This is a genomic window from Bradyrhizobium sp. DN3 (assembly GCF_041357655.1).
Taxonomy (GTDB): Bacteria; Pseudomonadota; Alphaproteobacteria; order Rhizobiales; family Xanthobacteraceae; genus Bradyrhizobium.
In genome coordinates this window covers 664,982-689,828 of record NZ_JAULLN010000001.1, presented here as the reverse complement: position 1 = coordinate 689,828, position 24,847 = coordinate 664,982, and the positions used below count along the sequence as shown (strand labels likewise).

Below are 24,847 nucleotides of genomic sequence, written 5' to 3'. Positions count from 1 at the left end.
TGCAGTGCCCTCTCCCCTTGCGGGAGAGGGCGGCGACGCTGGTCGACACAAGCTCACTTCGGTGAGGGGTTGTCGCCGCATAATCGCCGGTGCGTTGTGATGCGTTGCTTTGCCGCATTCGTCGTCATTGCGAGCGGAGCGAAGCAATCCAGAGTCCCGCCGCAGAGCCAGTCTGGATTGCTCGCAATAACGGATTGGCGGCCATCACGGGCTAATCGGATAAGACTCTATTGTCTGCAGTACCGCCGCACAATGCCGCGCGATCGTTAGTTCCTCATTCGTTGGAATGATGAACACCTCAACAGCGCTATCGCCCCGGCTGATGCGCTCGCGCGCGGCATCATTCGCCGCGGCATCGATGCTCACACCGAGCCAGCTAAGACGTTCGCCGATCGCGCTACGGATCTCCTTCGCATGCTCGCCGATGCCGCCGGTGAAGACCAGGCAGTCCAATCCTTCAAGCGTGGTCGCCATCATCGCGATCTGCTGCGCCGCCCGGAAAACGAACAGATCGACCGCCTCGCGCGCCGCAGTCTCGCGGCTTGCCAGCAGCGTACGCATGTCCGCGGAGATGCCGGAGACGCCGAGCAGGCCGGACTCGAGATACAGCAAATGCTGGATGTCCTCGACCGACATGTTCTGGTGCTGTTGCAGATAGAGCAGCACGCCGGGATCGATCGTGCCGCAGCGCGTGCCCATTACGAGGCCGTCGAGCGGTGTCAGTCCCATCGTGGTGTCGACGCTGCGGCCATCGCGCAGCGCGCACAGGCTCGCCCCATTGCCGAGATGCGCGATGACGGTGCGCTTTGCGACGAGCTGCGGCGCGATTGCCGCGAGGCGCCCCGCGACATATTCGAAGGAGAGGCCGTGAAACCCGTAGCGCCGGACACCGCGCTCCTCATAGCGCCTCGGAATGGCGAACCGGCTCGCGGGCTGGGCCATGCTGTGATGAAAGGCGGTGTCGAAACAGGCGATCTGCGTCAGACCGGGGCGGATCGCCTGGATGGTGCGGACCGGCTCGAGGCAACGCGGCTGGTGCAGCGGAGCAAGCGGGGTCAGGGCCGCCAGCTTGGCGTAGACGTCGTCCGTCAGCGCGACGGGTCCTGAGTAATCCGGACCGCCGTGGACGATGCGGTGACCGACGGCGCGCAGACGACGCTCGCCAAATCGCTCGTCGATGAAGGTCAGCACGTCGGCGAACAGATGACCGCTGTCCGTGTCCGACGAGTCCTTCCTCGTCTCGAACAGATTCTCGCCCGCTGGGCTCTTCACCACGAGCCGGGGCGCTGCCTCGTGCTCGTCAAGCAAGCCGTTGCAGAGCAGGTCGGGGCCGGACACCGGCAGCTCGAACAGGCCGAACTTGATGCTCGATGATCCGGAGTTGAGCACAAGGACAGTGTCCGACATGGCTTCAGTCGCCGGCTTTGGCCGGCGTGTTGCCGCCGGCGCTATTCGGCCAGATCCAATCGCGGACCTCAGGCATGTCCTCGCCATGCTCGCGGACATAGCGGGAGTGTTCGATCAGCTTGTCGCGGAACTGTTGCTTGACCTGCGCAGCCCTGGTCGCAAGCCCCGGGACGCGCTCGATCGCCTCGATCGCGAGATGGTAGCGGTCGAGCTCATTGAGCACGACCATGTCGAACGGCGTCGTCGTGGTGCCTTCCTCGGCGAATCCGCGCACATGTAGGCCGGCATGGTTGGTGCGGTTATAGGTCAGCCGGTGAATGAGATAAGGATAGCCGTGGTAGGCGAAGATGACCGGCTTGTCCGATGTGAACAGGCTGTCGAAATCGCGGTCGGACAGGCCGTGCGGATGCTGCTCCTTCGGCTGCAGCGTCATGAGGTCGACGACGTTGACGACGCGGATCTTCAGGTCAGGCAGCGCCTTGTGCAAGAGGTCGACGGCGGCGAGCGTCTCCAGTGTCGGCACGTCGCCGGCGCAGGCCATCACCACGTCGGGCTCTGCGTTTGTGTCCTCCGTGCCGGCCCAGGTCCAGATGCCGATCCCGGCATCGCAATGCGTGGTCGCCTCCTGCATCGACAGCCATTGCGGCGCAGGCTGCTTGCCGGCGACGATCACGTTGATGCGGTTGTAGGTGCGCAGACAATGATCGGCGATCCACAGCAGCGTGTTGGTATCAGGCGGGAAATAGATCCGGACGATATCGGCCTTCTTGTTGGCGACGAGATCGACGAAACCAGGATCCTGATGGCTGAAGCCGTTATGGTCCTGGCGCCAGACATGCGAGGTCAGGAGATAGTTGAGCGAAGCGATCGGGCGGCGCCAGGGCAGATCGCGCGTCACCTTCAGCCATTTGGCGTGCTGGTTGAACATGGAATCGACGATGTGGATGAAGGCCTCATAGCAGGAGAACAAGCCGTGCCTGCCGGTGAGCAGATAGCCTTCGAGCCAGCCCTGGCAGAGATGCTCGCTCAGGACCTCCATCACGCGGCCGTCCTGCGCGAGATGTACGTCGTAAGGTTCGGTTGGTTCCATCCAGACGCGTTCGGTGGCCTCGAACACCGCATCGAGCCGGTTTGATGCCGTCTCGTCCGGGCCCATGATGCGGAAGTTGCGCACCTCGGCATTGAGGCGGACGACGTCGCGTAGGAATTTGCCGAGCTCGCGTGTGGCTTCCGCCACGCCGCCGCCGGGCTGCGGCACATCGACCGCGAAGCCGCGGAAATCCGGCAGCTTCAGCTCCTTCTTCAACAGACCGCCATTGGCATGCGGATTGGCGCCCATCCGCCGCTGGCCTTCGGGCGCCAGCGCCTGAAGCTCGGGAATGAACGCGCCGCCGGCGTCGAACAACTTGTCCGGCTCATAGCTGCGCATCCAGTCCTCGAGCAGCTTCAGATGCGCCGGGTTCTCGCGGCAGCTCGCAACGGGGACCTGATGCGCGCGCCAAAAACCTTCGACCTTCTTGCCGTCGACCTCCTTCGGGCCGGTCCAGCCCTTAGGGCTGCGCAGCACGATCATCGGCCAGCACGGCCGCTCGACGTTTCTGCGCCCATCGCGCGCGTGCTGCTGGATTGAACGGATGCTGGCGAGCGCGACGTCGAGCGCGTCCGCCATGGCCTGGTGCATCAATTTGGGATCGTCGCCCGCGACGAACAGCGGCTCGTGGCCGAGCCCACGGAAGAGATCGCGGATCTCGTCGTCCCGCATCCGCCCGAGCACGGTCGGGTTGGCGATCTTGTAGCCGTTGAGATGCAGGATCGGCAGCACCGCGCCGTCATGGGCAGGGTTGAGGAACTTGTTGGAGTGCCAGGACGCCGCGAGCGGGCCGGTTTCGGCCTCGCCGTCGCCGACGACGCAGGCGACGATGAGGTCGGGATTGTCGAATGCTGCGCCATAGGCGTGCACCAGGGCATAGCCTAGCTCGCCGCCCTCGTGGATCGAGCCCGGCGTTTCCGGCGCCGCATGGCTCGGAATGCCGCCGGGGAAGGAGAACTGCCTGAACAGCTTGCGCAATCCGTCCGCATCCCGGGCGATGTCAGGATAGATCTCGCTGTAGCTGCCTTCCAGATAGGTGTTGGCGACCATGCCCGGGCCGCCATGGCCGGGGCCGCATACGTAGATCACGTTGAGGTCAAGCGCCCGGATGACGCGATTGAGATGGGCATAGATGAAGTTCAAACCGGGCGTCGTGCCCCAATGGCCGAGCAGGCGCGGCTTGATGTGCTCGGGCCGCAGCGGCTCGCGCAGCAGCGGATTGTCGAGGAGATAGATTTGCCCGACGGAGAGATAGTTGGCGGCACGCCAGTAGCGATCGAGGAGATCGAGTTCGCTGCTCGCGGCGCGCAATTGTCGTTGACTTGTCATGTTCTTGCCGACCTTCACCCAGCGATCGTCACCAACATTGTTCCGGCGCGATTGATCCCTTCGCCATGAAACGGGATCGCCGCGGCGCCGGTGTTGCTTGAGGTCAAGGGTGCGCGCCCGAAGTTTGGGCAGCGCTACTGTGCATGGGGTTGTTTTCGCGTTTTTTGTTCTTGTTCTTGATTTGTTCCGTTCGGATGCTATGTTGGCTTCATGAGTCGAGCATCTTCTCGTGCCCTCAAGCACCCGCCGGTCACGGCGCCCTCCGAGCCGGCGGGTGCGCCTTCTGATTTTCCTGCCGATTTTCCCGAGCTTGGCGTCGCCATCGACCGCGCCCGCAGGCGAGGGCGGGGTGCCCAATCCAATGCCAGCGGCCGCTACGAGGCCGAGGCGCGCGTCGCCTTCGACGATGGCTGGCAGAGCCTGGAGGAGCTGCCGCCGTTCAAGACCACGGTTGCCGTCGACACCTCGCGCAAAGTGATCACCCGCAACGACTCCCCCGACATCGGCTTCGACCGCTCGATCAATCCCTATCGCGGCTGCGAGCACGGCTGCGTCTATTGCTTCGCGCGGCCGACCCATGCGTATCTCGGCCTGTCGCCGGGGCTCGACTTCGAGTCGAAGCTGTTCGTGAAGCCCGAGGCGCCGGCGCTGCTCGAGAAGGAGCTCGCAGCAAGCGGCTACGAGCCGCGGATGATTGCGATCGGCACCAACACCGATCCCTATCAGCCGATCGAGCGCGAGCGAAAGATCATGCGCGGCATCCTCGAGGTGCTGGAGCGCACCGGCCATCCGGTCGGCATCGTCACCAAGTCGGCGCTGGTTGTGCGCGACATCGACATTCTCGCGCGGATGGCCAAGCGTAATCTCGCCAAGGTCGCGATCTCGGTGACGTCACTCGACCCAAAACTTGCGCGCACCATGGAGCCGCGGGCCTCCACGCCGCCGAAGCGGCTGGAGGCGCTGAAGCAGCTCTCCGACGCCGGTATTCCCACCACCGTGATGGTCGCGCCTGTGATCCCTGCGCTGAACGATTCCGAGATCGAGCGCATCCTCGATGCCGCAGCCCATGCCGGCGTCAAGGAAGCCTCCTACGTGCTGCTGCGGCTGCCGCTCGAGGTGCGCGATCTGTTCCGCGAATGGCTGATGGCGAACTATCCGGACCGCTACCGCCACGTCTTCACGCTGATCCGCGACATGCGCGGCGGCCGTGACTACGATGCAAAATGGGGCGAGCGGATGAAAGGAACCGGCCCGATGGCCTGGACCATCGGCCGCCGCTTCGAGATCGCCTGTGACAGGCTCGGCCTCAACAAACGGCGCTCCAAGCTGACCACGGATCACTTCGCACGGCCGAAGCGGAACGGCGATCAGCTCAGCCTGTTCTGATCGGGAAGTGGACGAGGGGTAGCATGGTTAGGGAACTCACCGTGCCGGTGCCGCGGCTGACCGTCATCACGCTCGGTGTCAGCGACATCCGCGCCAGCATCGCTTTCTACGACGCGCTCGGTTTCTCGCGCCGGCTGAAGGTGACCGGTGAGGCGGTCGCCTTCTATGATACCGGTGGTCCGGTGCTCGCCCTGTATCCCTGGGATCAGCTCGCTGCCGACGCGGCGTTGCCGGACAATCCGAGGCCGTCGACCTTTCGTGGGATGACGCTCGCCTGGAACTGCCGGACGCGCGCGGAGGTCGATGCGGTGCTGGCTTTCGCTGTCGACAAGGGCGCAGCGCTGCTGAAAGCGGCGCACGAGACCGATTACGGCGGCTATGCAGGCTATTTCACGGACCCGGACGGGCATCCGTGGGAGGTCGTGGTCGCGCCCGGCATCGATGTCGGCGACGACCGGCGGGTGCATCTGGGGGAGTAGAGGGCAACCTGAATAACGGGAATTATCTGGGGTTCCCAGTTGCGCTGGCGACGTCCCTTGCGCACGATCCCGGCCATGATTCGGGACAAGTCCGCGACGAAGCCAGCCAAAGACGCGCCAAAAAAGAACGGTGCGAAGAAGGCCGCGCCTGCCAAGGCCTCGCAAGCCAAGAAGTCGGAAACTAAGCCTTCGGAGGTTGAGGCTTTAGCCGGCAAGAGCGCCGGCCCGAAAGGCATCATCGCCGTAGCGCCGCCGAGCTTCCGTCGGGAGCGCGCGCTGATCAAGCGCGGCGTCTGGCCGGTCGCGGGCTGCGACGAGGCCGGCCGCGGCCCGCTGGCCGGCCCAGTGGTGGCGGCCGCGGTGATTCTCGATCCCGACCGCATTCCGCGTGGCATCGACGATTCCAAGCGGCTGACGGTAGAGGAGCGCGAAAAGCTGTTCGACAAGATCTGCGCCACCGCGCAGGTCTCGGTTGCCGTGGCTTCGCCCGCGCGGATCGACCGCGACAACATCCTGCGCGCCTCGCTGTGGGCACTGAAGCGTGCCGTGGTGGCGTTGCCCGAGACGCCGCGCCACGTCTTCGTCGACGGCCGCGACCGGCTCGATACGGAATGCGACTGCGAGGCCGTGATCGGCGGCGATGGCATCGTGCTGTCGATTGCGGCGGCATCCATCGTCGCCAAGGTCACGCGCGACCGGCTGATGTGCGCGCTGGCGCAAGACTGCCCCGGCTACGGCTTCGAGCAGCACAAGGGTTACGCCGTGCCCGAGCATCTCGACGCCCTCGACCGCCTCGGCCCCTCCATCCACCACCGCCGCTTCTTCGCCCCCGTCGCGGCCGCCCGCGCCAAGCATATGCCCTGGACCGTCGAGCCGGTGCAGGATCTGTTCTCCGTCACCGAGGTCGAGATGGAGGTGGAGGCGGGTGTCGAAGCCGGCGCCTCCACAGGTCTCTAGGACTCCGTTTTTCGCTGCGGCCTCTTTGCCTCTCCCCGCGTGCGGGGAGAGGGGGGCAGAGACACTGTCGGGGAGAGGCAGCAGACCGAAGTTGCCACGACGCGCCGCGCCCTTTATCAAAACAGATGTGAGCGAATAGGGCCGGCTGGACGGGTTGGCTGCATCTTTCGGACCTTGCATGCGGTTTACCTCCCTGGTCATCGAGCTCATTCGCGCCCGGCCGCGGCTGATCGTGTGGATCGCGGTGTTGCTTCAGGCGGCGATGTGGCTGTTCGTGGCGCTGGTGTTCTACCGCAGCCCGCCCGGCACCCTTGCGACGCTGCTGGCTTTCGGCCGCGAGTACCAGGTCGGCACCGATCTCGGCCCTCCCTTGCCGATCTGGCTAGCCGACATTGCCTATCGCGCCGCCGGCGGTCACATGTTCGGCGTCTACGTGCTCGCCCAGCTCTGCGAGATCGCGACCTTCATCGCGCTCTTTCATCTGTCTCGCGCCGTGGTCGGCTCCCAGCAGGCTGTGCTCGCCGTGCTGCTGACCATGACCGTGCTGGCCTTCTCCTCGTCCGCGCTCGACTTCGGCCCGCTGGTGCTGGCGCGACCGCTTTGGGCGCTGCTGCTGCTGCACTCCTGGCAGATCATCGGCCAGCGCCGCGGCAATGCCTGGTTCGCTTGGTCGATCGAAGCCGGCCTGTTGTTGCTCACGACGCCCGCCGCGATCTTCCTCCTCCTGCTGATCGTCGTCTTCGCGATCTCGACCGCGCGCGGCCGCAGGACGCTATGGGGGCTCGATCCGCTGTTTGCGCTGATCGTCGTTGCCGTGCTGGCGCTACCCTATGCGATGTGGCTGATGCGGGCCGAGACGTTGACCATGCCGGCCTTGCCGCAGGTTTCGGAGCTTAGCGCCCGCGCCCTGCACGCAGCCTGGCTGCTCGGCGGGCTCGTGCTTGGGGCGGCGGCGATTCCGGCGCTGACCTTCCTCAACACTGGGATGTTCGCCGACAAGGGCGAGGAAGCCCCGATCATCTATCGCCCGCCGGTCGAGCCGCTCGCGCGCAACTTCGTCTATTTCTTCGCGCTGGCGCCGCCGCTCGGCGCGGTGCTGATCTCCGGTCTGCTTGGGCTGGAATCCGCCGCCGGTGGCGCCGGTGTCGTGCTCGTCATGTCCGGGCTTGTCGTGGTGGTTGCCGCAGGGGATCTCATCGCGATGCGCCGCGCGCGGATGCTGCGCATGGTATGGGCCGCCGCCGTCGTGGCGCCGGCTGCGGGCGTCGCGCTCGCCGTCCTGGTCATGCCCTGGACCGGCACCGGCGAGATCGCGACCTCGATGCCGGCGCGCGCGATCTCCGATTTCTTCGACGAGAGCTTCGCCCGCCGCACCAGCCATCGCCTGCGCGCGGTCGCCGGCGAGACCCAGCTTGCGAGCCTGATCACGCTGCATTCCGGGCGGCCGCATCTCTTCATCGACGCCGACCCGGCGCGCACGCCGTGGATGAATCAGACCAAGTTCAGCGAGACCGGCGGCGTCGTGGTCTGGCGCGCCGCGGATACCGCAGGCACCCCGCCGCCGGAGATCCTCAAGCGCTTCCCGGGGATTGTGCCGGAGGTCCCGCGCGCCTTCGAATGGCTGGTGAACGGCCGCCAGCAACTGCTGCGCATCGGCTGGGCCATCGTGCGGCCGAAGGGGACTTAGCGCGGTCTCTCCGTCGTCATTGCGAGCGGAGCGAAGCAATCCAGAGTCTTTCCGCGGAGGCAGTCTGGATTGCTTCGCTCCGCTCGCAATGACGGGGAGGGAGCATTCCGCCCCTCACGTGCCCGCCAGCACCTTTGCGACCGCGCGCAGATCCTGCCAAGCCAACCGCTTGTAGGACGGTGAGCGGAGCAGGTACGCCGGGTGAAAAGTCGGCAGCGCGCGGATGGTGCGCTGACCGGTGTCGTAGTCGAACCAGCGGCCGCGGGTGCGCATGATGCCTTCGCGCGTCGACAGCAGCGTCTGCGTCGAGGGATTGCCGAGCGTCACCAGCACGTCCGGATTCACCAGCTCGATCTGGCGCTGGATGAAGGGCAGGCAGATTTGGGTCTCCTGCGGCGTCGGGGTGCGATTGCCGGGCGGCCGCCAGGGAATGACGTTGGCGATATAGGAGGTGGTGCGGTTGAGCCCGATCGCGCCGATCATGAGGTCGAGCAGCTTGCCGCTGCGTCCGACGAAGGGCAATCCCTCGATGTCCTCGTCGCGCCCGGGCGCCTCGCCGACCAACATGATGCGCGCCTTGGGATTGCCGTCGGCGAACACCAGCCGCGTCGCGGTATGCTTCAGCGCGCAGCCCTCAAAACTCTGCATCAGCTCGCGCAGCGCCTCCAGCGTCGGCGCGGTCCGCGCCGCCTCGCGTGCGGAAGCGATCGCGACGTCGGGCGCAGGGGCGGCCTCGCCGCGCAGGACCGTCGGCGCAGCGACCGGCCGCGATGGCTCGACCGGCGCTGCCATGCGCGGGGCCGGTGGCGGGGCATCTAATTCCGCCAGGCGGTCGATCGGTTCCTCCGCGAGCGCGCAGTCGACACCGGCCTCCAGATAGAAGGCGAGAAGCTCGCGGACGGTGGGTGCGGGTTCGGGGATCATGGGAAAGTTTGACTATTATATCACCTTGGGCGGCCTTGCATCCCGGCAGAACGCGATTCCGAGGTTGTCCTACCCGGAAAAATCGGAAACAAGAGGGCGCAATCGACCAAGGACCGTCTCAAGGGCTGAGATCAGATGAGCACCGAAGAACTTCCCCCGCGCGAATCCATGGAATTCGACGTCGTCATCGTCGGCGCCGGCCCCTCGGGCCTGTCGGCTGCGATCCGGCTGAAGCAGCTCAACGCCGATCTCAACGTGGTCGTGGTGGAGAAGGGCTCCGAGGTCGGCGCGCACATTCTCTCCGGCGCCGTGATCGATCCGGCGGGGCTCGACAAGCTGATCCCGGACTGGCGCGATGATTCCGACTGCCCGCTGAAGACGCAGGTGAAGGACGACCGCTTCTACTGGATGATGGGCGCCGGCGCGATCAAGCTGCCGAATTTCATGATGCCGCCGCTGATGGACAATCATCACTGCTACATCGGCTCGCTCGGCAATGTCTGCCGCTGGCTGGCGCGCAAGGCCGAGGCGCTCGGCGTCGAGATCTATCCGGGCTTTGCGGCGGCCGAAGTGCTCTATGACGAGGAGGGCAAGGTCAAGGGCATCGCCACCGGCGACATGGGCATCGGCCGCGACGGCAAGCCGAAAGATTCCTTCACCCGCGGCATGGAATTGCTCGGCAAGTACACGCTGTTTGCCGAAGGCGCCCGCGGCAGCCTGACCAAGCAGCTCATCAACAAATTCGCACTCGACGCCAAGGCCGAGCCGCCAAAGTTCGGCATCGGCCTCAAGGAGGTCTGGCAGATCGATCCCGCCAAGCACCAGAAGGGCTTGATCCAGCATTCGTTTGGCTGGCCGCTCGATATGAAGACCGGCGGCGGCTCGTTCCTCTATCACTATGACGACAATCTCGTCGCCGTCGGCTTCGTCGTGCATCTGAATTACGACGATCCCTATCTGTCGCCGTTCGACGAATTCCAGCGCTTCAAGACCCATCCCTCGATCCGCGGCACTTTCGAAGGCGCCAAGCGGCTCGCTTACGGCGCGCGCGCCATCACCGAGGGCGGCTATCAGTCGGTGCCGAAGCTGAGCTTCCCCGGCGGCGCGCTGATCGGCTGCGCAGCCGGCTTCGTCAACGTGCCGCGCATCAAGGGCGTGCACAATGCAATGGGCACCGGCATGCTCGCCGCCGAGCACGTCGCCGCGGCGGTCGCCGCCGAGCGCGCCAATGACGAGCTCGTCGAATACGAGAATGCCTGGCGCACGTCGTCGGTCGGCAAGGATTTGTTCCTGGTCCGCAACGTCAAGCCGCTGTGGTCGAAGTTCGGCACCGTGCTCGGCGTCGCGCTCGGCGGCTTCGACATGTGGTGCAATACGCTGTTCGGCGCGTCGCTGTTCGGCACGCAATCGCATCGCAAGCATGACCGCGCCACACTCGATCCGGCCAAGAGCCACGCGCCGAAGAACTACCCGAAGCCGGATGGCAAGATCACCTTCGACAAGCTGTCCTCGGTGTTTTTGTCCAACACCAATCACGAGGAGGACCAGCCGATCCATCTGAAGGTCTCGGACATGAACCTCCAGAAGACCTCGGAGCACGACGTGTTCGCCGGTCCTTCGAACCGCTATTGCCCGGCCGGCGTCTATGAGTGGATTGAGGAGGGTTCTGGCCCACGCTTCCAGATCAACGCCCAGAATTGTGTCCACTGCAAAACCTGCGACGTGAAGGACCCCAACGGCAACATCACCTGGGTTCCCCCGGAGGGCGGTGGCGGTCCGAATTACGAGGCAATGTAAGCCAGGAACGTGCAGCCAGCGCCGATGGGACCAAGGTTACGCGACCCCGGCAATGTGACGCACGTTCGCGTGAGAACCGGGCCGCGGGGGCAGCCCGCGGCCACGATAAGGCCATAGTAGCGGCGTCTTGGGGCGCTCTTGGCCGATTCACCTGACCGATTTGGGGCGTGCGGCGGGGATCGCCCGGTCCGAATCCTTGCGGCGAAGCGCCAAAAGCGGCATTGTCGGCCTGACGGTTCCGGGTCCCGATGCCACCGGCCGCGTTCGCATGCGATACGGCCCTCTGCTGCAGACCCAGGCACTACCAACTCAAGGCGAGCCCTGATGTTTTCAAATCGTTTCAACCGCTGGACTGCTGCCGCCATCGCCCTCATGGGCACCGCGTTCGTCGCGGTCCCCGGCGCGGTCCTGGCGCAGACGCCGGATCACCCGGAAAACACGGCGGCGCAGTTTCCGACCCGGAACGATCTGAAGTCGCTCACCGGCGCCGGCAGCTATCTCGCCGCCCGCCACGCCAGCGTCGAGCGCGACGCCTCCTCCGCCGCCGCATTCTACCGCTCGGCCCTGCGCACCGATCCGAAGAACAACGAACTGCTCGACCGCGCCTTCATCTCCTCGGTCGCCGATGGCGACATCGACGAGGCCGTCAAGCTCGCCGAGCGCATCCTCACCATCGACAAGACCAACCGCGTCGCGCGGCTCGTCGTCGGCGTGCACGATCTCAAGCTGAAGAAGTACACGACGGCGCAAACCAACATCAACCAGTCGATCCGCGGTCCGATCACCGATCTCGTCGCCACGCTATTGTCGGGCTGGGCCGCCTATGGTGCGGGCGACGCCAAGGGCGGTGTCGCTACCATCGACAAGCTGGCCGGCCCGGAATGGTATCCGTTGTTCAAGGACCTCCATGCTGGCATGATCCTCGAGCTCTCCGGCAAGGAGAAGGACGCCGGCACCCGCTTCGAGCGCGCCTACAAGCTCGACGATTCCATGCTGCGCGTCACCGAGGCCTATGCGCGCTGGCTGTCGCGCAACAAGGATTCCGCCGCCGCGACCACCGTCTACCAGGCTTTCGACAAGAAGCTCGCCCGCCATCCGCTGATCGTGGAAGGCCTGCGCGAGACCAAGGCCGGCAAGAAGATGCCGCCGCTCGTCGATTCCGCGCAAGCCGGCGCCGCCGAAGCGCTCTACGGTATCGGCGCCACGCTGACCCGCCGCGGCGGCGAGGATCTAGCGCTGGTCTATCTCCAGCTCTCGCTCTACCTCCAGCCCAGCCATCCGCTGGCGCTGCTCTCGCTCGCCGATCTCTATGAATCGGTGAAGCGGCCGCAGATGGCGATCAAGGTCTATGAGCGCGTGCCCTCGTCCTCGCCGCTCAAGCGCAACGCGCAGATCCAGCTCGCCATTGACCTCGATTCCGCCGACCGCACCGACGAGGCGATCAAGATCCTCAAGGGCGTCACGTCGGAGGATTCCAAGGATCTCGAAGCCATCATGGCGCTCGGCAACATCGAGCGCGGCCGCAAGAAGTTCGGCGATTGCGGTGCGACCTATTCGCAAGGCATCGATGTGCTGCCGGCCGGCAACGATAAGGCCAACAGCGTCTGGTACTACTATCGCGGCATCTGCGAAGAGCGCTCCAAGCAGTGGGCCAAGGCCGAATCCGACATGAAGAAGGCTCTGGAGCTGCAGCCCGATCAGCCGCACGTCCTCAACTATCTCGGCTATTCCTGGATCGACCAGGGCGTGAATCTCGACGAAGGCATGAAGATGATCAAGCGCGCCGTCGAGCAGCGTCCCGACGACGGCTATATCGTCGACTCCCTCGGCTGGGCCTATTACCGCATCGGCAATTACGAGGAGGCGGTAAAGAACCTCGAGCGCGCGATCGATCTCAAGCCCGAGGATCCCACCATCAACGATCACCTCGGCGACGCCTACTGGCGCGTCGGCCGCACGCTGGAAGCCAAATTCCAGTGGTCGCATGCGCGCGATCTCAAGCCCGAGCCGGAAGAACTGCCGAAGATCGAGGCCAAGATCGCCAATGGCCTCTCGGACGACAATTCGAACTCTTCAGCGGCGCAGGCCGAGAAGAAGAAGGACGACGGCAAGGGCGGCTGAGGTTTGTTGGGGGCGTGTCGCCGATGTCGGCGTTGATTGAAGAGGGACGGGCGAAGGTCAATTTGAGCCTTCGTGTCGTCGGCCGTCGTGCCGACGGCTATCATGATCTTGAAAGCGTGGTTGCGTTTGCCGACTGCGCCGACCGGCTGACACTGGAGCCGGGTGGCGAGCTGAAGCTCACCACCACCGGACCGCTGGCGGCAGCTTGCGGCGAAACCGCCGACAATCTCGTGCTCAAGGCCGCCAAGCTTCTCGCGGAGGCTGTGCCCGGCCTGAAGCTGGGCGCCTTCGCACTCGACAAGGTGCTCCCGGTTGCAGCCGGCATCGGCGGTGGCTCGGCCGATGCCGCGGCGGCGCTGCGGCTCTTGGCGCGTCTCAACGATGTGTCGCTCGATGATCCCCGCGTTCAGAAGGTCGCGCTCGCGACCGGCGCGGACGTGCCGGTGTGTCTCCTCTCGCGCGCTTGCGACATGACCGGGGTCGGCGAGCAGCTGCTGTCGCTCGCGTTGCCGAGCATGCCCTGCGTCATGGTCAATCCGCGCGTGCCAGTCGCGACCAAGGACGTGTTCAAGGCGCTGGGCCTGCGCTATGGCGAGCTCCTGGTCGGCGTCACCGACGTTATCCGCGCTCCGGCCTGGCCGGAGGAGGGTGCGTCGATCGCGGACTGGATCGACGTTCTCGAAACCGTCCCCAACGACCTCGAAGCGCCCGCAATGCGCATCGAACCTGTCATTGGCGAGGTGCTGGAAGCCTTGCGCAATTCCGCCGGCGTTAAGCTCGCCCGTATGTCCGGCTCGGGGGCGACGTGCTTTGCGATCTATGGCGCGCCGGCTGATGCCCATGCGGCCGCCGAAAAGATCCGGCGCGATCACCCCGGCTGGTGGGTGCATGCGGGGACGTTGAGCTGAGGCGCGACTGCCGTAGGGTGGGCAAAGGCGCATAGCGCCGTGCCCACCGTTCATCCACGTTGCGCGACGAAAGTGGTGGGCACGCTTCGCTTTGCCCACCCTACGGCAGCGGAGCTAACTCGCGCCGTCCTCGTCGAGCCCGAGAAACCGCCGGATCGCACCCAACACCTCCCGCGGCTTGTCATGCTGCAGCCAGTGTCCCGCGCCGGCGATGGTCTCGATGCGCGCGTTCTGAAAATACCGCTCCAGGCCTGCTGCCTTTGCGCCCGCCAGAAAACTTTCGCCGGCGTTGAGCAGCAATGTCGGGCAGGCGATGCGTGACCACAGCGCGACGTGGTCGTCCGGCCAGAGCCGGTGCGGCGCGCTGGCGCGCTGGTAGGGATCGAACTTCCAGCTATAGGTGCCGTCCTCGTTCCGCCGCGCGCCATGCGTGGCGAGATGCAGCGCGAGGTCGCGGGCGAGGCGCTTGTTGTGCAGCATCATCTGCGCGGCTGCGGCCTCGAGGCTCGCATAGCGACGCGGCGTGCGGTCATGCAGTTTGTCGAGCCGGGCGATCCATTTGCCGATGCGCTCATGCACCGGCGGTTTCGGCGTGTCCGGCAACATGGTCACGCCGTCGAGGACGACGAGTTTCGCGACCTGCTCGGGGAATGATCCTGAAAAAATCAGGCTGACCATGCCGCCCATCGAATGGCCGATGAGCGTCACCTGAGGCGCTGCGATGTTGCGGACAAGCTGGGCAAGATCGTACACATATTCCGTCAGCGCGTAGCTGCCGCCTCGGGTCCAATCGGAATCGCCGTGTCCGCGCAGGTCGGGCGCGAGCACGTGGAAATGCGGCCGCAACGATTCTGCGATGACGTCCCAGCTCCGGCCATGATCGCGGCCGCCATGGACCAGGATGGCGACGGGCGCGCCGTCATTGCCCCAATCGGCATAATGCAGCCGCAGCCCGTGCGATTCATAATAGTGGCTTTGCGGGGCGCTAGCCATTTGCCGGCCGCCGCGCCAGTGCGAGCGACAGGCCGAGGCCGGCGATGAAGACGCCTGAGCCTTGCGTCAGGCGCCGCATCAGATGCGGCCTTCCGATCAGCTGCGTGCGCGTCGCTGATGCCATGAGCACCACCACCACATCGGCGAGCGTGTTCAGCGCGACCGAGATCGAACCGAGCACGATGAATTGCGCCGTGGGGTTCGATCCCGCGGGATCCAGGAATTGCGGAATGAAGGCGAGGAAGAACGCGGCGGTCTTCGGGTTCAGCGCCTCCACCAGCACGCCGTCGCGGAATGCGCGCCGGTCACCGACGGGTTCGCTCTCGAGCGACAGCGTCCGGCCGGCGCTGCGAAACGTCTTGATGCCGAGCCAGATCAGATAGACCGCGCCGACGAATTTTACGGCCGCGAACAGTTCGGCGCTGGCCAGGATGATCGCGGAGATGCCGAGGCTGCCCGCGACCACATGAACCAGCCCGCCCAGCGCCGTGCCCGCGGTCGATGCGAAACCGCTGATGCGTCCTTCCGACAAGGTTCGTGCCGCGACATAGAAGATGCCAGGGCCGGGAATGGCGGCAATGAGACAAGCGGCGGCGAGGAACAGCCAGAAATTCGTCGTGATCATGCTGTCTTGGTAACGAAGCCTGACGCGATTGCAAGGCCCCTCGTTTAGCCCATCCGGCGGAAGATCACGCTGGCATTGACCCCGCCAAAGCCGAAGCCGTTTGAGATGGCATTCTGCATCGGCATCGGCCGCGCTGCGCCGGAGACGATGTCGATGCCATCAGCGCCAGGATCCGGGTTTTCGAGATTGAGTGTCGGCGGCGCGATCTGGTCGCGCAAAGCGAGCACCGTGAAGATCGCCTCGAGACCGCCGGCGGCGCCGAGCAGATGGCCGGTGGCCGATTTGGTCGCGCTCACCGCGATGCCGCGGCTGCGGCCGAACAGCGCGCCGACTGCACCAAGCTCGCTCTCGTCGCCGGCCGGCGTCGAGGTCGCATGCGCGTTCAGGTGCTGCAAATCTGCGGGCGCAAGGTCCGCCTGCCGAAGCGCGATCTCCATGGCGCGGCGGGCGCCATCGCCATCGGGCGGACCCGACGTCATGTGATAGGCATCCGCCGTCGTGCCGTAGCCGACGATCTCCGCGATCGGCGCCGCGCCGCGCGCCAGCGCATGCTCCAGCGTCTCGATCACCAGGATGCCGGCGCCTTCGCCCATCACAAACCCGTCGCGGTCGCGATCGAACGGGCGTGAGGCGCGCGCGGGCTCGTCGTTGAAGCCGCTCGACAGCGCACGTGCTGCCGCAAAGCCACCGAGGCTGACGATATCGATACAGGCCTCCGCACCGCCACAGATCGCGACATCGATCTCACCAGCGCGGATCATGCGCGCGGCATCGCCGATAGCCTGCACGCCGGCGGCGCAGGCGGTGACCGGTGTCCCCAGCGCACCCTTGTAGCCGTATTTGATCGAGACGTGACCCGCGGCGAGATTGGCGAGGAACGAAGGGATCGTGAACGGCGAGAGCCGGCGGGCGCCGCGCTGCTCGGTGATGCGCACCGCCTCTGCCATCGCCGGAAAGCCGCCGACGCCGGAGGCGATGATCGTCGCGGTCCGTTCCTGCGCCGCTGCGTCTTGCGGCATCCATTTGGCTTGCGTCACCGCTTCTGCGGTGGCGAGCAGCGCGAACAGGATGAAGCGGTCCATCTTGCGCTGGTCTTTTGGCGCGGCCGCCTGTGCGGGATCGAAGCCGCCTTCGGCGTCATCGGCCCTGTCGGGCACGAGCCCGGCAATGCGCGCCGGCAGTACCTGTGCCCATTCCGGCAGCGGGCGCAGCCCGCTTTGGCCGGCGAGCAGCCGGCGCCAGGACAGTTCGACACCACAGCCAAGCGGCGACACCGCGCCCATTCCGGTCACGACGATACGACGCATGTCAGTCTCCAGCCGGCGCGACGGCCGGGTTCATGGCCTTGAGCGAAGCGAGCCGCGCACGCATCCCGCGGCTGGCGCGGGGACCTGCGATGACGACTGCATTGGTGAGCGTGATCGGACGCATGTCGGCGGCGTCGACCACGACCGGATCGAAGGGGCGAACGTCGCTCCGGTTCGCCAGCAGGATGGACTCGCCCTTGGGCGCGAGATGCTTGTTGCCCCAGGCGAGCAGCGCCACGATCACGGGAAAGAAATCCCGCGCCTTATCCGTCAGCACATATTCGTAGCGCGGCGGCCGCTCATGATAGCGGCGGCGAACGAACATGCCGCTCTCGGTGAGATGGGCGAGCCGCCGCGACAGGATGTTCGGCGCGATGCCGAGGCTTTGCGAAAATTCGTCGAACTTCGTCGCGCCCTGAAACGCATCGCGCAGGATCAGGATGCTCCACCATTCGCCGACCGTCTCCACGGCGCGGCCAACCGGGCATTCCAGGATGGAGGGGGATTTGGGCTGCATGGCGGGAAGGTAAGTGCGTAACTTGCAAAATGCAAGTGACTAGGTGAGTGCGCGTGGGGGCCGGTCAGGAAGCGGCGCGACCGCGGGGCTGTGGGGTGAGTTGAAATGCGAGTTGGCGCAAGATGGTCGTGCGCCACACGCCGTCATTGCGAGCGGAGCGAAGCAATCCAGACTATTTCCGCAGAGGGATTCTGGATTGCTTCGCTGCGCTCGCAATGACGATGGTGGAGGCAGCGGTGGGCGATCTCACCGGTGTCGCCGGTGTGTGCCGTAGAGGCGCGCCTAATGCGACCGCGCCAAACAGAACGCCACGACCTGCTCCAGCGCGCTCTTCATCGGCGAAGAGGGGAACAGTGCCAGTGCGTCGACCGCCATGGCGCCGTAGTGCTGGGCGCGGCTCAGCGTGTCCTCGAGGGTGCGGTGCTTGTTCATCAGGCCGATGGCGTGGTCGAGATCGGAATCGCCGATCTCGCCGCGCTCCAGTGCCCGGATCCAGAAGGCGCGCTCGGTGTCGTTGCCGCGGCGGAAGGCGAGCACGACCGGCAGGGTGATCTTACCCTCGCGGAAATCGTCGCCGGTATTCTTGCCGAGCTTGGCGCTCTTGCCACCATAGTCGAGCACGTCATCGACGAGCTGGAAGGCGATGCCGAGATTCATGCCGACCGAGCGGCAGGCGGTCTGCTCCGCCTTCGGGCGGTTAGCGATGACAGGGCCGACCTCGCAGGCGGCCGCGAACAGCTCGGCGGTCTTGCCGCGGATCACGGCGAGATATTCGTCCTCGGTGGTCGCGGTGTTCTTGGCAGCCGCGAGCTGCATCACCTCGCCCTCGGCGATGGTGGCAGCGGCCGCGGAGAGGATGTCGAGCGCGCGCAGCGAGCCGACCTCCACCATCATGCGAAAAGCCTGGCCGAGCAGGAAGTCACCGACCAGCACGCTCGCCTCGTTGCCCCAGAGCATGCGCGCCGACAGCTTGCCGCGGCGCATCTCGCTCTCGTCGACGACGTCGTCGTGGAGCAGGGTCGCGGTGTGCATGAACTCGACGGAGGCGGCGAGCTTGATGTGGCCGTCACCGGTGTAGCCGGCGAGGTTGGCCATGGCGAGCGTCAGCATCGGCCGCAGGCGTTTTCCCCCGGAGGAGATCAGATGATTGGCGACCTCCGGGATCATGGTCACATCCGAACCGGTCCGTGACAGGATCGTGGCGTTGACGCGCTCCATGTCACCGGCGACAAGGGCAACGAGCTCTTCGATCGACGCGCCGGGAGTTTCGAAAGGTACGATGACGGCCACGCCGGTCTCCAATATTTGCCCCGGAAGGGCTATTCTGATGGAAAGACAATAGAAACTGGCGGCGGATGCGGCAAGTGCCGCGGAACCATTGACATTTGCCGCTATCCCCTTTTTCAGGCAGGAGACCTGCGTTTTGCGTGAACTGGTTCGGACCAACGACATGGTGCTGGTGTCGGCGATTGGCGCGCTGCTCGACGGTGCCAACATCCATCATCTGGTGCTGGACCAGAACATGAGCATCATCGAGGGCTCGCTCGGCATTTTGCCGCGGCGGATCCTGGTCCATGAGGACGACGCCCTCGAGGCCCGCCAGCTCCTCACCGAGGCCGGCCTCAGCCACGAACTGCGCGGCGATGATTGAGGCCTCAGCAGACATCACCGAGGACGCCTTTCTCGGCGGGCAATTGCGCCTGAAGCAGAAGCGGTCCGGCCATCGTGCCGGGCACGACGCCATCCTGCTCGCCGCGGCGACCGAGGCCAGGGCAGGCGATCGCGTGGTCGATCTCGGCGCCGGCATCGGCGCAGCGGGCCTCGCGCTCGCCCGGCGCGTGGCGGGGATCAACCTCAGCTTGGTCGAGATCGATCCGAAGCTGGCGGAGCTTGCGCGGGCCAACGCCGCGGCGAATGGAATTGCCGCCGAGGCGATCGTGCTCGACGTCACGGCCGATGCCCAGGCGTTTGCGGCACATGGGCTCGTGCCCGACAGCGTCGACGTGGTGCTGATGAACCCGCCTTTCAACGATCCGGCTCGGCATCGCGGGTCGCCGGATCAGGCGCGTCACACCGCTCATGTCGCGAGCGAGGAGACGCTGAATGCATGGGTGCATGCGGCGCGGCGCATCCTGCGATCGAATGGCGTGCTGACATTGATCTGGCGGGCGGATGGGATCGCCGACATCCTGACAGCGCTGTCACGCGGCTTCGGCAGCCTGTCGATTCTTCCGGTGCATGGGGAAGCCGGACGGCCCGCGATCCGGGTGCTGGTGCGCGCGGTCAAAGGCGGCCGGGCGCCGGCGCGACTGCTGCCGGGCCTCATGCTCAACGACGAGTCAGGCGTGCCTAAAAAAGAGGTGAAGGAGATTCTGGAGGGGAGGGCGGTGTTGCCGCTGGCGGAGCCGTGACGGCCTTACTGCGGAAGCGATTCCGACTGCTGCTCCTGCGGCGTCGTCAGACGGATCGCCATGAATAGCGCACCGATCAGCAGCATCAGCAAATAGATTTTCATGGTGTTCTCCGCTGCCGCATTGCAGCCTCCCAACGGAAAATCTGCAAAACACGTTCCAGGCACTTCCAATGACAGTCGCGTGATAAGAAATGGTTAAGCAGAGGTAACGGCATGGCCGAACAATTGAACGATCGTGAGAGTTCCGGCCTGGCCGACAAGCTCATGCAATATCTGCCGGCGCGTTTCCGGCCCGGCGCGGCAATCGTGCCGGTGGTGCGGCTATCCGGCGTGATCGGCGCAGTGACGCCGCTGCGTCCGGGCATGACGCTCGCGACCGTCGCCCGGGTGCTGGAGCGGGCGTTTTCGTATCGGAACGCCAAGGCGGTGGCGCTGGTGATCAATTCGCCCGGCGGCTCGCCGGTGCAGTCGCGCCAGATCTACCTGCGCATCAAGCAGCTCGCGGCGGAGAAGAAGCTGCCCGTGCTGGTCTTCGTCGAGGACGTCGCGGCCTCGGGCGGCTACATGATCGCCTGTGCCGGCGATGAGATCATCTGCGATCCCTCTTCGATCCTCGGCTCGATCGGCGTGGTCGGTGGCAGTTTTGGTTTCCAGGAGGCGATCAGGCGGCTCGGCGTCGAGCGGCGCCTCTACACGGCCGGCGCCCACAAGGCGATGCTCGACCCGTTCCTGCCGGAAAACCCGGATGACGTCGCCAAGCTGAAGGCGATCCAGCGCGAGATCCACCAGATCTTCATTGCCCTGGTGAAGGAGAGCCGCGGTGCGCGGCTGAATGGCGCGGACGACACCCTGTTCACGGGAGAATACTGGGCCGGCGAGAGCGCGATCGCGCTGGGGCTCGCCGACGGCATCGGCGATCTCCGCTCAACTCTTCGTGCCCGCTACGGCGAGAAGGTTCTCACCCCTGTGATCGCGCAGCCGACCGGGCTCCTCTCCGGCCTTCTGGGCCGGAAAGCGCCCGGCGCGGGGCAGCTTTCGGCCCTGGAATCAATGGCCAGCCTGCCGGACGAGCTGATCTCGGCGGTCGAGACGCGGGCGATTTGGGCGAAATTCGGGTTCTAGGGCTCGCGCTCCCGCGCCATTTGGCCCCTCGACGCTCCGATTGCGGTGCAGGTCCATCTGCGCAACAATGCGCGTGGGGGCTGAGCACTAGACAAGGATCGACCGATGCCGCCGTTCGTCGCTTTCGCGGGCGTCCTGGGCGGGCTTGCCGTGGTCCGCTGGGCCTACAAGACCGCTGTCCGGATCAACCAGGAGCTGGAGGAGATGCGCCTGTCGCGCGTCACCGAGGCCGCCCCTATGGGGGACATCCAGACGCTGAAACGTGACCCCGTGACCGGAGCTTACCGGCCGGGGTAGCTCTTCCCGCGCGCAAGGTGCGGCCCCTCTCCCGCTTGCGGGGGAGGGCTGGGGAAGAGGTCTCTCGACAAGCGAGAAACCCCAAGAGGAGAAAGCCCTCACCCGGCGCTTCGCGCCGACCTCTCCCGCAGGCGGGAGAGGTAAGAAAGTCCCCTTCGCCTTGATTCCCATCCCCGCCGTCGATACGGTCCCGCGCGATTCAAACCCCCCGCGAGAGCCTGATCTGACGATGGACGCCTCATTGCCCGCCCATATGCGCCCGGAACGCTCGTTCCAGGGCTTCATCCTCGCGCTCCAGCGGTTCTGGGCCGAGCAGGGCTGCGTGATCCTGCAGCCCTACGACATGGAGATGGGCGCGGGCACCTTCCATCCGGCGACCACCCTGCGCGCACTCGGGCCGAAGCCTTGGAACGCGGCCTATGTGCAGCCCTCGCGCCGGCCCAAGGACGGCCGCTACGGCGAGAACCCGAACCGGATGCAGCACTACTACCAGTTCCAGGTGATCATGAAGCCGTCGCCGCCGAACCTTCAGGAGCTGTACCTGAAGTCGCTCGCCGCGATCGGCATCGATTCCGCCGTGCACGACATCCGCTTCGTCGAGGACGATTGGGAGAGCCCGACGCTGGGCGCCTGGGGCCTCGGCTGGGAATGCTGGTGCGACGGCATGGAAGTCAGCCAGTTCACTTATTTCCAGCAGGTCGCGGGCTTCGAATGCGCGCCGGTGGCGGGCGAGCTCACCTACGGGCTCGAGCGCCTTGCGATGTATGTGCAGGGCGTCGATCGCGTCTATGACCTCAACTTCAACGGCCGCGACGGCGACGCCATGGTCACCTATGGCGATGTGTTCCTGCAAGCCGAGCAGGAATATTCGCGGCACAATTTTGAATACGCCGACACTGCGATGCTGTTCGAGCAGTTCAAGATGGCGGAAGCGGCCTGCAGGAAATATCTCGACGCAGGCTGGCGCGAAGGCGGCAACAGCAAGCAGCATCTGATGGCGCTGCCGGCTTATGACCAGTGCATCAAGGCGAGCCATGTCTTCAACCTGCTCGATGCGCGCGGCGTGATCTCGGTGACCGAGCGGCAGAGCTACATTTTGCGGGTGCGCGAGCTGGCCAAGGCCTGTGGCGAAGCCTGGATCCACACTGAAGCGGGCGGAGCGGCCTGATGCCCGATCTTTTGCTTGAACTGTTCTCGGAAGAAATCCCCGCGCGCATGCAGGCCAAGGCGGCCGACGATCTGCGCCGCCTGGTCACCGACAAGCTGGTCGCCGAAGGTCTCGTCTACGAGGGCGCCAAGGCGTTCGCGACGCCGCGCCGCATTGCGCTGACTGTGCACGGCATCCCTGCGCGCCAACCGGACCTCAAGACCGAACGCCGCGGACCGAAGATCGGCGCGCCCGATGCGGCCGTGCAGGGTTTTCTCAAGGCGACGGGTTTGACTTCGCTCGAGGAAGCCAAGATCCAGCGCGATCCCAAGGGCGACTTCTACATCGCGCTGATCGAGAAGCCCGGCCGCGACGCGATCGACGTGCTCGCCGAGATTCTGCCGGTGATCATCCGCACCTTCCCCTGGCCGAAATCGATGCGCTGGGGCGCGCGTTCGGGCAAATCGGGTTCGCTGAACTGGGTGCGGCCGCTGCACGCGATCACCGCGACCTTCGGGCTCGAGACCGAAGAGCCTGACGTCGTGAAATTCTCGGTCGACGGCATCGAGGCCGGCCAGACCACTTACGGCCATCGCTTCCTCGCACCCGCGGCTATTTCCGTGCGTCGCTTCGAGGACTACGAAGCAAAGCTGCTCGCCGCGAAGGTCGTGCTCGACCCTGAGCGCCGCAAGGATGCGATCCTCACCGACGCCAAGCAGCTCGCGTTTGCGCAAGGGTTCGAGCTTGTCGAGGACCAGAACCTGCTCGACGAGGTCGCAGGCCTCGTCGAATGGCCGGTCGTGCTGATGGGCTCGTTCGAGCCGGAATTCTTGACGACGCCCGCGGAAGTCATCCGCGCCACCATCCGCAACAACCAGAAGTGCTTCGTGGTGCGCGACCCCAAGACGGGCAAGCTCGCCAACAAGTTCATCCTGATCGCCAACATCGAGGCCACCGATGGCGGCAAGACCATCATCGGCGGCAACGAGCGCGTGATCCGCGCGCGGCTCAGCGATGCAAAATTCTTCTACGAGACCGATCTGAAGACCAAGCTCGAGGACCGGCTGCCGAAGTTCGAGCAGATCGTGTTCCATGAGAAGCTCGGCACGCAGGCCGCGCGCATCAAGCGCATCGAGCGCCTTGCCGCCGAGATCGCGCCGCTGGTCGACGCCGATGGTGGCAAGGCCACGCGCGCCGCGCAGCTCGCGAAAGCGGATTTGCTGACCGAAGTCGTCGGCGAATTCCCGGAAGTGCAGGGCCTGATGGGCAAGTACTATGCGTTGGCGCAGGGCGAGGACGCTTCGGTCGCTGCCGCCTGCGAGGAGCACTACAAGCCGCAAGGACCTGCCGATCGCGTGCCGACAGATCCGGTCAGCGTTGCTGTGGCGCTCGCCGACAAGATCGATACACTGGTTGGCTTCTGGGCCATCGATGAGAAGCCGACGGGCAGCAAGGATCCGTATGCGCTGCGGAGAGCTGCTCTCGGGGTGATCAGGTTGATTGCCGAGAACGCGCTGCGTTTGTCGCTCATGAAGGTGGCGGCGTCCGCACTCGCCGGTTTGTCGGTCAAGCCGGCCGATGCGCAAAAGCTTCCGAGCGATCTCCTCGCCTTCTTTGCCGATCGCCTCAAGGTCCAGCTCCGCGAGCAGGGCGCGCGTCACGATCTCGTCGACGCCGTGTTCGCACTCGGCGGTCAGGATGATCTCCTGATGATCGTGCGCCGCGTCGAGGCGCTCGGCAAGTTTCTCGACAGTGACGACGGCAAGAACCTGCTCGCCGGCACCAAGCGCGCCAGCAACATCCTCTCGATCGAGGAGAAGAAGGACAAGCGCACGTTCGACGGCGCGCCGGATGCGGCGCTTTACAGCCTCAACGAGGAAAAGGCGCTGGCGAGGGCGATCGGCGAGGTCAAGGCGGAGGCGAACTCTGCCGTCGCCAAGGAAGACTTTGCCGCCGCGATGAGCGCGATGGCGAAACTGCGTTCGCCGGTCGACGCGTTCTTCGACAAGGTTCGCGTCAATGACGACGATGCGAAGGTGCGCGAGAACCGCCTGAAGCTGCTGAACGAGATCCGCAGCGCCACGCGTGCGGTGGCGGATTTCTCGAAGATCCAGGATTGATCGCGCAGGAGCCTGTCATTCCGGGGCGCGCGGAGCGCGAGCCCCGGAATCCATTCATCCTCATGCGCTGCGGCCCGATGGATTCCGGGTCCACGCCTTCGGCGTGTCCCGGAATGACAGCTATTGCTGTGGCACAAAAAAGCCCCACCCGGCGGGGGGAGGACCGGGCGGGGCCTGATGTCCGATTAACACTGCTCGCGCCAGCCTGATGTGGCGCGCCG

21 protein-coding genes are annotated in these 24,847 nt (G+C 65.5%); 13 read left to right on the top strand and 8 right to left on the bottom strand.

Annotated features, from left to right (window positions below; all coding sequences use genetic code 11):
* Positions 1–204 precede the first annotated feature (204 nt).
* Both AAE027_RS03165 and AAE027_RS03160 read right to left on the bottom strand, forming a co-directional pair.
* Positions 205–1,407, bottom strand: coding sequence for an acetate/propionate family kinase (locus AAE027_RS03165; RefSeq protein WP_370990448.1), 1,203 nt, complete (start codon positions 1,405–1,407; stop codon positions 205–207).
* A gap of 4 nt (positions 1,408–1,411) precedes the next feature.
* Positions 1,412–3,826: a phosphoketolase family protein gene (locus tag AAE027_RS03160; protein WP_370990449.1), complete on the bottom strand. Its 2,415-nt coding sequence runs from the start codon at positions 3,824–3,826 to the stop codon at positions 1,412–1,414.
* A gap of 210 nt (positions 3,827–4,036) precedes the next feature.
* Between AAE027_RS03160 and AAE027_RS03155 the strand changes: the two genes are divergently transcribed.
* From AAE027_RS03155 to AAE027_RS03140, 4 genes are all read left to right on the top strand, one after another.
* The gene (locus tag AAE027_RS03155) at positions 4,037–5,212 is read left to right on the top strand and encodes a PA0069 family radical SAM protein (RefSeq protein WP_128938024.1); all 1,176 of its coding nucleotides are present in this window, start codon (positions 4,037–4,039) and stop codon (positions 5,210–5,212) included.
* A 23-nt stretch (positions 5,213–5,235) separates the two neighbouring features.
* Positions 5,236–5,691 (top strand): VOC family protein, encoded by a 456-nt coding sequence (locus AAE027_RS03150; protein WP_370990450.1) that lies wholly within the window; start codon positions 5,236–5,238, stop codon positions 5,689–5,691.
* Between the two features lie 75 nt (positions 5,692–5,766).
* A complete protein-coding gene (locus tag AAE027_RS03145) occupies positions 5,767–6,648 on the top strand; it encodes a ribonuclease HII (protein WP_370990451.1) in 882 nt (293 codons plus the stop codon).
* 178 nt (positions 6,649–6,826) lie between these two features.
* Positions 6,827–8,335 (top strand): glycosyltransferase family 39 protein, encoded by a 1,509-nt coding sequence (locus AAE027_RS03140; protein WP_370990452.1) that lies wholly within the window; start codon positions 6,827–6,829, stop codon positions 8,333–8,335.
* Between the two features lie 114 nt (positions 8,336–8,449).
* On the opposite strand, the gene AAE027_RS03135 is transcribed toward AAE027_RS03140, so the two are convergent.
* Positions 8,450–9,259 carry a uracil-DNA glycosylase gene (locus AAE027_RS03135; protein WP_370984856.1) on the bottom strand — a complete coding sequence of 270 codons (810 nt, stop codon included), beginning with the start codon at positions 9,257–9,259 and terminating at the stop codon, positions 8,450–8,452.
* A 135-nt stretch (positions 9,260–9,394) separates the two neighbouring features.
* On the opposite strand from AAE027_RS03135, the gene AAE027_RS03130 reads away from it, so the two are divergent.
* The 3 genes from AAE027_RS03130 to AAE027_RS03120 all read left to right on the top strand — a co-directional run bounded on the left by AAE027_RS03130 (position 9,395) and on the right by AAE027_RS03120 (position 14,085).
* Positions 9,395–11,056: an electron transfer flavoprotein-ubiquinone oxidoreductase gene (locus AAE027_RS03130; protein ID WP_370984857.1), complete on the top strand. Its 1,662-nt coding sequence runs from the start codon at positions 9,395–9,397 to the stop codon at positions 11,054–11,056.
* Positions 11,057–11,380: 324 nt separating this feature from the next.
* Positions 11,381–13,177 (top strand): tetratricopeptide repeat protein, encoded by a 1,797-nt coding sequence (locus tag AAE027_RS03125; protein WP_370984858.1) that lies wholly within the window; start codon positions 11,381–11,383, stop codon positions 13,175–13,177.
* Between the two features lie 23 nt (positions 13,178–13,200).
* Entirely contained in the window at positions 13,201–14,085 is an 885-nt protein-coding gene (locus AAE027_RS03120; protein WP_370984859.1) for a 4-(cytidine 5'-diphospho)-2-C-methyl-D-erythritol kinase, read from the top strand.
* A gap of 114 nt (positions 14,086–14,199) precedes the next feature.
* Here the strand turns inward: AAE027_RS03120 and AAE027_RS03115 are convergent, their stop codons facing one another.
* The 5 genes from AAE027_RS03115 to AAE027_RS03095 form a co-directional block, all read right to left on the bottom strand.
* Positions 14,200–15,078 carry an alpha/beta fold hydrolase gene (locus tag AAE027_RS03115; protein ID WP_370984860.1) on the bottom strand — a complete coding sequence of 293 codons (879 nt, stop codon included), beginning with the start codon at positions 15,076–15,078 and terminating at the stop codon, positions 14,200–14,202.
* Positions 15,071–15,703: a LysE family translocator gene (locus tag AAE027_RS03110; protein ID WP_370984861.1), complete on the bottom strand. Its 633-nt coding sequence runs from the start codon at positions 15,701–15,703 to the stop codon at positions 15,071–15,073. Before AAE027_RS03110 ends, AAE027_RS03115 begins: the two co-directional genes overlap by 8 nt.
* A 44-nt stretch (positions 15,704–15,747) precedes the next feature.
* Positions 15,748–17,010, bottom strand: coding sequence for a beta-ketoacyl-ACP synthase II (gene fabF, locus AAE027_RS03105; RefSeq protein ID WP_370984862.1), 1,263 nt, complete (start codon positions 17,008–17,010; stop codon positions 15,748–15,750).
* A 1-nt stretch (position 17,011) separates the two neighbouring features.
* A complete protein-coding gene (locus tag AAE027_RS03100; protein WP_370984863.1) occupies positions 17,012–17,527 on the bottom strand; it encodes a winged helix-turn-helix transcriptional regulator in 516 nt (171 codons plus the stop codon).
* 282 nt (positions 17,528–17,809) lie between these two features.
* Positions 17,810–18,817 (bottom strand): polyprenyl synthetase family protein, encoded by a 1,008-nt coding sequence (locus AAE027_RS03095; protein ID WP_091892643.1) that lies wholly within the window; start codon positions 18,815–18,817, stop codon positions 17,810–17,812.
* 133 nt (positions 18,818–18,950) lie between these two features.
* On the opposite strand from AAE027_RS03095, the gene AAE027_RS03090 reads away from it, so the two are divergent.
* The 6 genes from AAE027_RS03090 to glyS all read left to right on the top strand — a co-directional run bounded on the left by AAE027_RS03090 (position 18,951) and on the right by glyS (position 24,626).
* Positions 18,951–19,178, top strand: a complete 228-nt coding sequence (locus tag AAE027_RS03090; RefSeq protein ID WP_080135683.1) for a putative signal transducing protein — start codon at positions 18,951–18,953, stop codon at positions 19,176–19,178.
* Positions 19,171–19,938, top strand: coding sequence for a tRNA1(Val) (adenine(37)-N6)-methyltransferase (locus AAE027_RS03085; protein ID WP_370984864.1), 768 nt, complete (start codon positions 19,171–19,173; stop codon positions 19,936–19,938). Before AAE027_RS03090 ends, AAE027_RS03085 begins: the two co-directional genes overlap by 8 nt.
* Positions 19,939–20,153: 215 nt before the next feature.
* Positions 20,154–21,062: a S49 family peptidase gene (locus AAE027_RS03080; RefSeq protein ID WP_370984865.1), complete on the top strand. Its 909-nt coding sequence runs from the start codon at positions 20,154–20,156 to the stop codon at positions 21,060–21,062.
* 105 nt (positions 21,063–21,167) lie between these two features.
* A complete protein-coding gene (locus AAE027_RS03075; RefSeq protein ID WP_091892621.1) occupies positions 21,168–21,359 on the top strand; it encodes a hypothetical protein in 192 nt (63 codons plus the stop codon).
* Between the two features lie 229 nt (positions 21,360–21,588).
* On the top strand, positions 21,589–22,527 hold the full coding sequence (locus AAE027_RS03070; protein WP_370984866.1) for a glycine--tRNA ligase subunit alpha: 939 nt from the start codon (positions 21,589–21,591) through the stop codon (positions 22,525–22,527).
* Complete coding sequence (gene glyS, locus AAE027_RS03065) at positions 22,527–24,626, top strand: glycine--tRNA ligase subunit beta (protein ID WP_370984867.1); 2,100 nt, start codon at positions 22,527–22,529, stop codon at positions 24,624–24,626. The genes AAE027_RS03070 and glyS overlap by 1 nt, the downstream gene beginning before the upstream one ends.
* The last annotated feature ends 221 nt before the right edge of the window (positions 24,627–24,847 follow it).

Coding starts and splice junctions, on each gene's coding strand:
- AAE027_RS03115 (WP_370984860.1), bottom strand. CDS start 15,078: ATGGCTAGCGCCCCGCAAAGCCACTATTATGAATCGCACGGGCTGCGG.
- AAE027_RS03070 (WP_370984866.1), top strand. CDS start 21,589: ATGGACGCCTCATTGCCCGCCCATATGCGCCCGGAACGCTCGTTCCAG.
- AAE027_RS03155 (WP_128938024.1), top strand. CDS start 4,037: ATGAGTCGAGCATCTTCTCGTGCCCTCAAGCACCCGCCGGTCACGGCG.
- AAE027_RS03120 (WP_370984859.1), top strand. CDS start 13,201: ATGTCGGCGTTGATTGAAGAGGGACGGGCGAAGGTCAATTTGAGCCTT.
- AAE027_RS03080 (WP_370984865.1), top strand. CDS start 20,154: ATGGCCGAACAATTGAACGATCGTGAGAGTTCCGGCCTGGCCGACAAG.
- AAE027_RS03140 (WP_370990452.1), top strand. CDS start 6,827: ATGCGGTTTACCTCCCTGGTCATCGAGCTCATTCGCGCCCGGCCGCGG.
- fabF (WP_370984862.1), bottom strand. CDS start 17,010: ATGCGTCGTATCGTCGTGACCGGAATGGGCGCGGTGTCGCCGCTTGGC.
- glyS (WP_370984867.1), top strand. CDS start 22,527: ATGCCCGATCTTTTGCTTGAACTGTTCTCGGAAGAAATCCCCGCGCGC.
- AAE027_RS03075 (WP_091892621.1), top strand. CDS start 21,168: ATGCCGCCGTTCGTCGCTTTCGCGGGCGTCCTGGGCGGGCTTGCCGTG.
- AAE027_RS03165 (WP_370990448.1), bottom strand. CDS start 1,407: ATGTCGGACACTGTCCTTGTGCTCAACTCCGGATCATCGAGCATCAAG.
- AAE027_RS03085 (WP_370984864.1), top strand. CDS start 19,171: ATGATTGAGGCCTCAGCAGACATCACCGAGGACGCCTTTCTCGGCGGG.
- AAE027_RS03110 (WP_370984861.1), bottom strand. CDS start 15,703: ATGATCACGACGAATTTCTGGCTGTTCCTCGCCGCCGCTTGTCTCATT.
- AAE027_RS03145 (WP_370990451.1), top strand. CDS start 5,767: ATGATTCGGGACAAGTCCGCGACGAAGCCAGCCAAAGACGCGCCAAAA.
- AAE027_RS03130 (WP_370984857.1), top strand. CDS start 9,395: ATGAGCACCGAAGAACTTCCCCCGCGCGAATCCATGGAATTCGACGTC.
- AAE027_RS03135 (WP_370984856.1), bottom strand. CDS start 9,259: ATGATCCCCGAACCCGCACCCACCGTCCGCGAGCTTCTCGCCTTCTAT.
- AAE027_RS03100 (WP_370984863.1), bottom strand. CDS start 17,527: ATGCAGCCCAAATCCCCCTCCATCCTGGAATGCCCGGTTGGCCGCGCC.
- AAE027_RS03160 (WP_370990449.1), bottom strand. CDS start 3,826: ATGACAAGTCAACGACAATTGCGCGCCGCGAGCAGCGAACTCGATCTC.
- AAE027_RS03125 (WP_370984858.1), top strand. CDS start 11,381: ATGTTTTCAAATCGTTTCAACCGCTGGACTGCTGCCGCCATCGCCCTC.
- AAE027_RS03150 (WP_370990450.1), top strand. CDS start 5,236: ATGGTTAGGGAACTCACCGTGCCGGTGCCGCGGCTGACCGTCATCACG.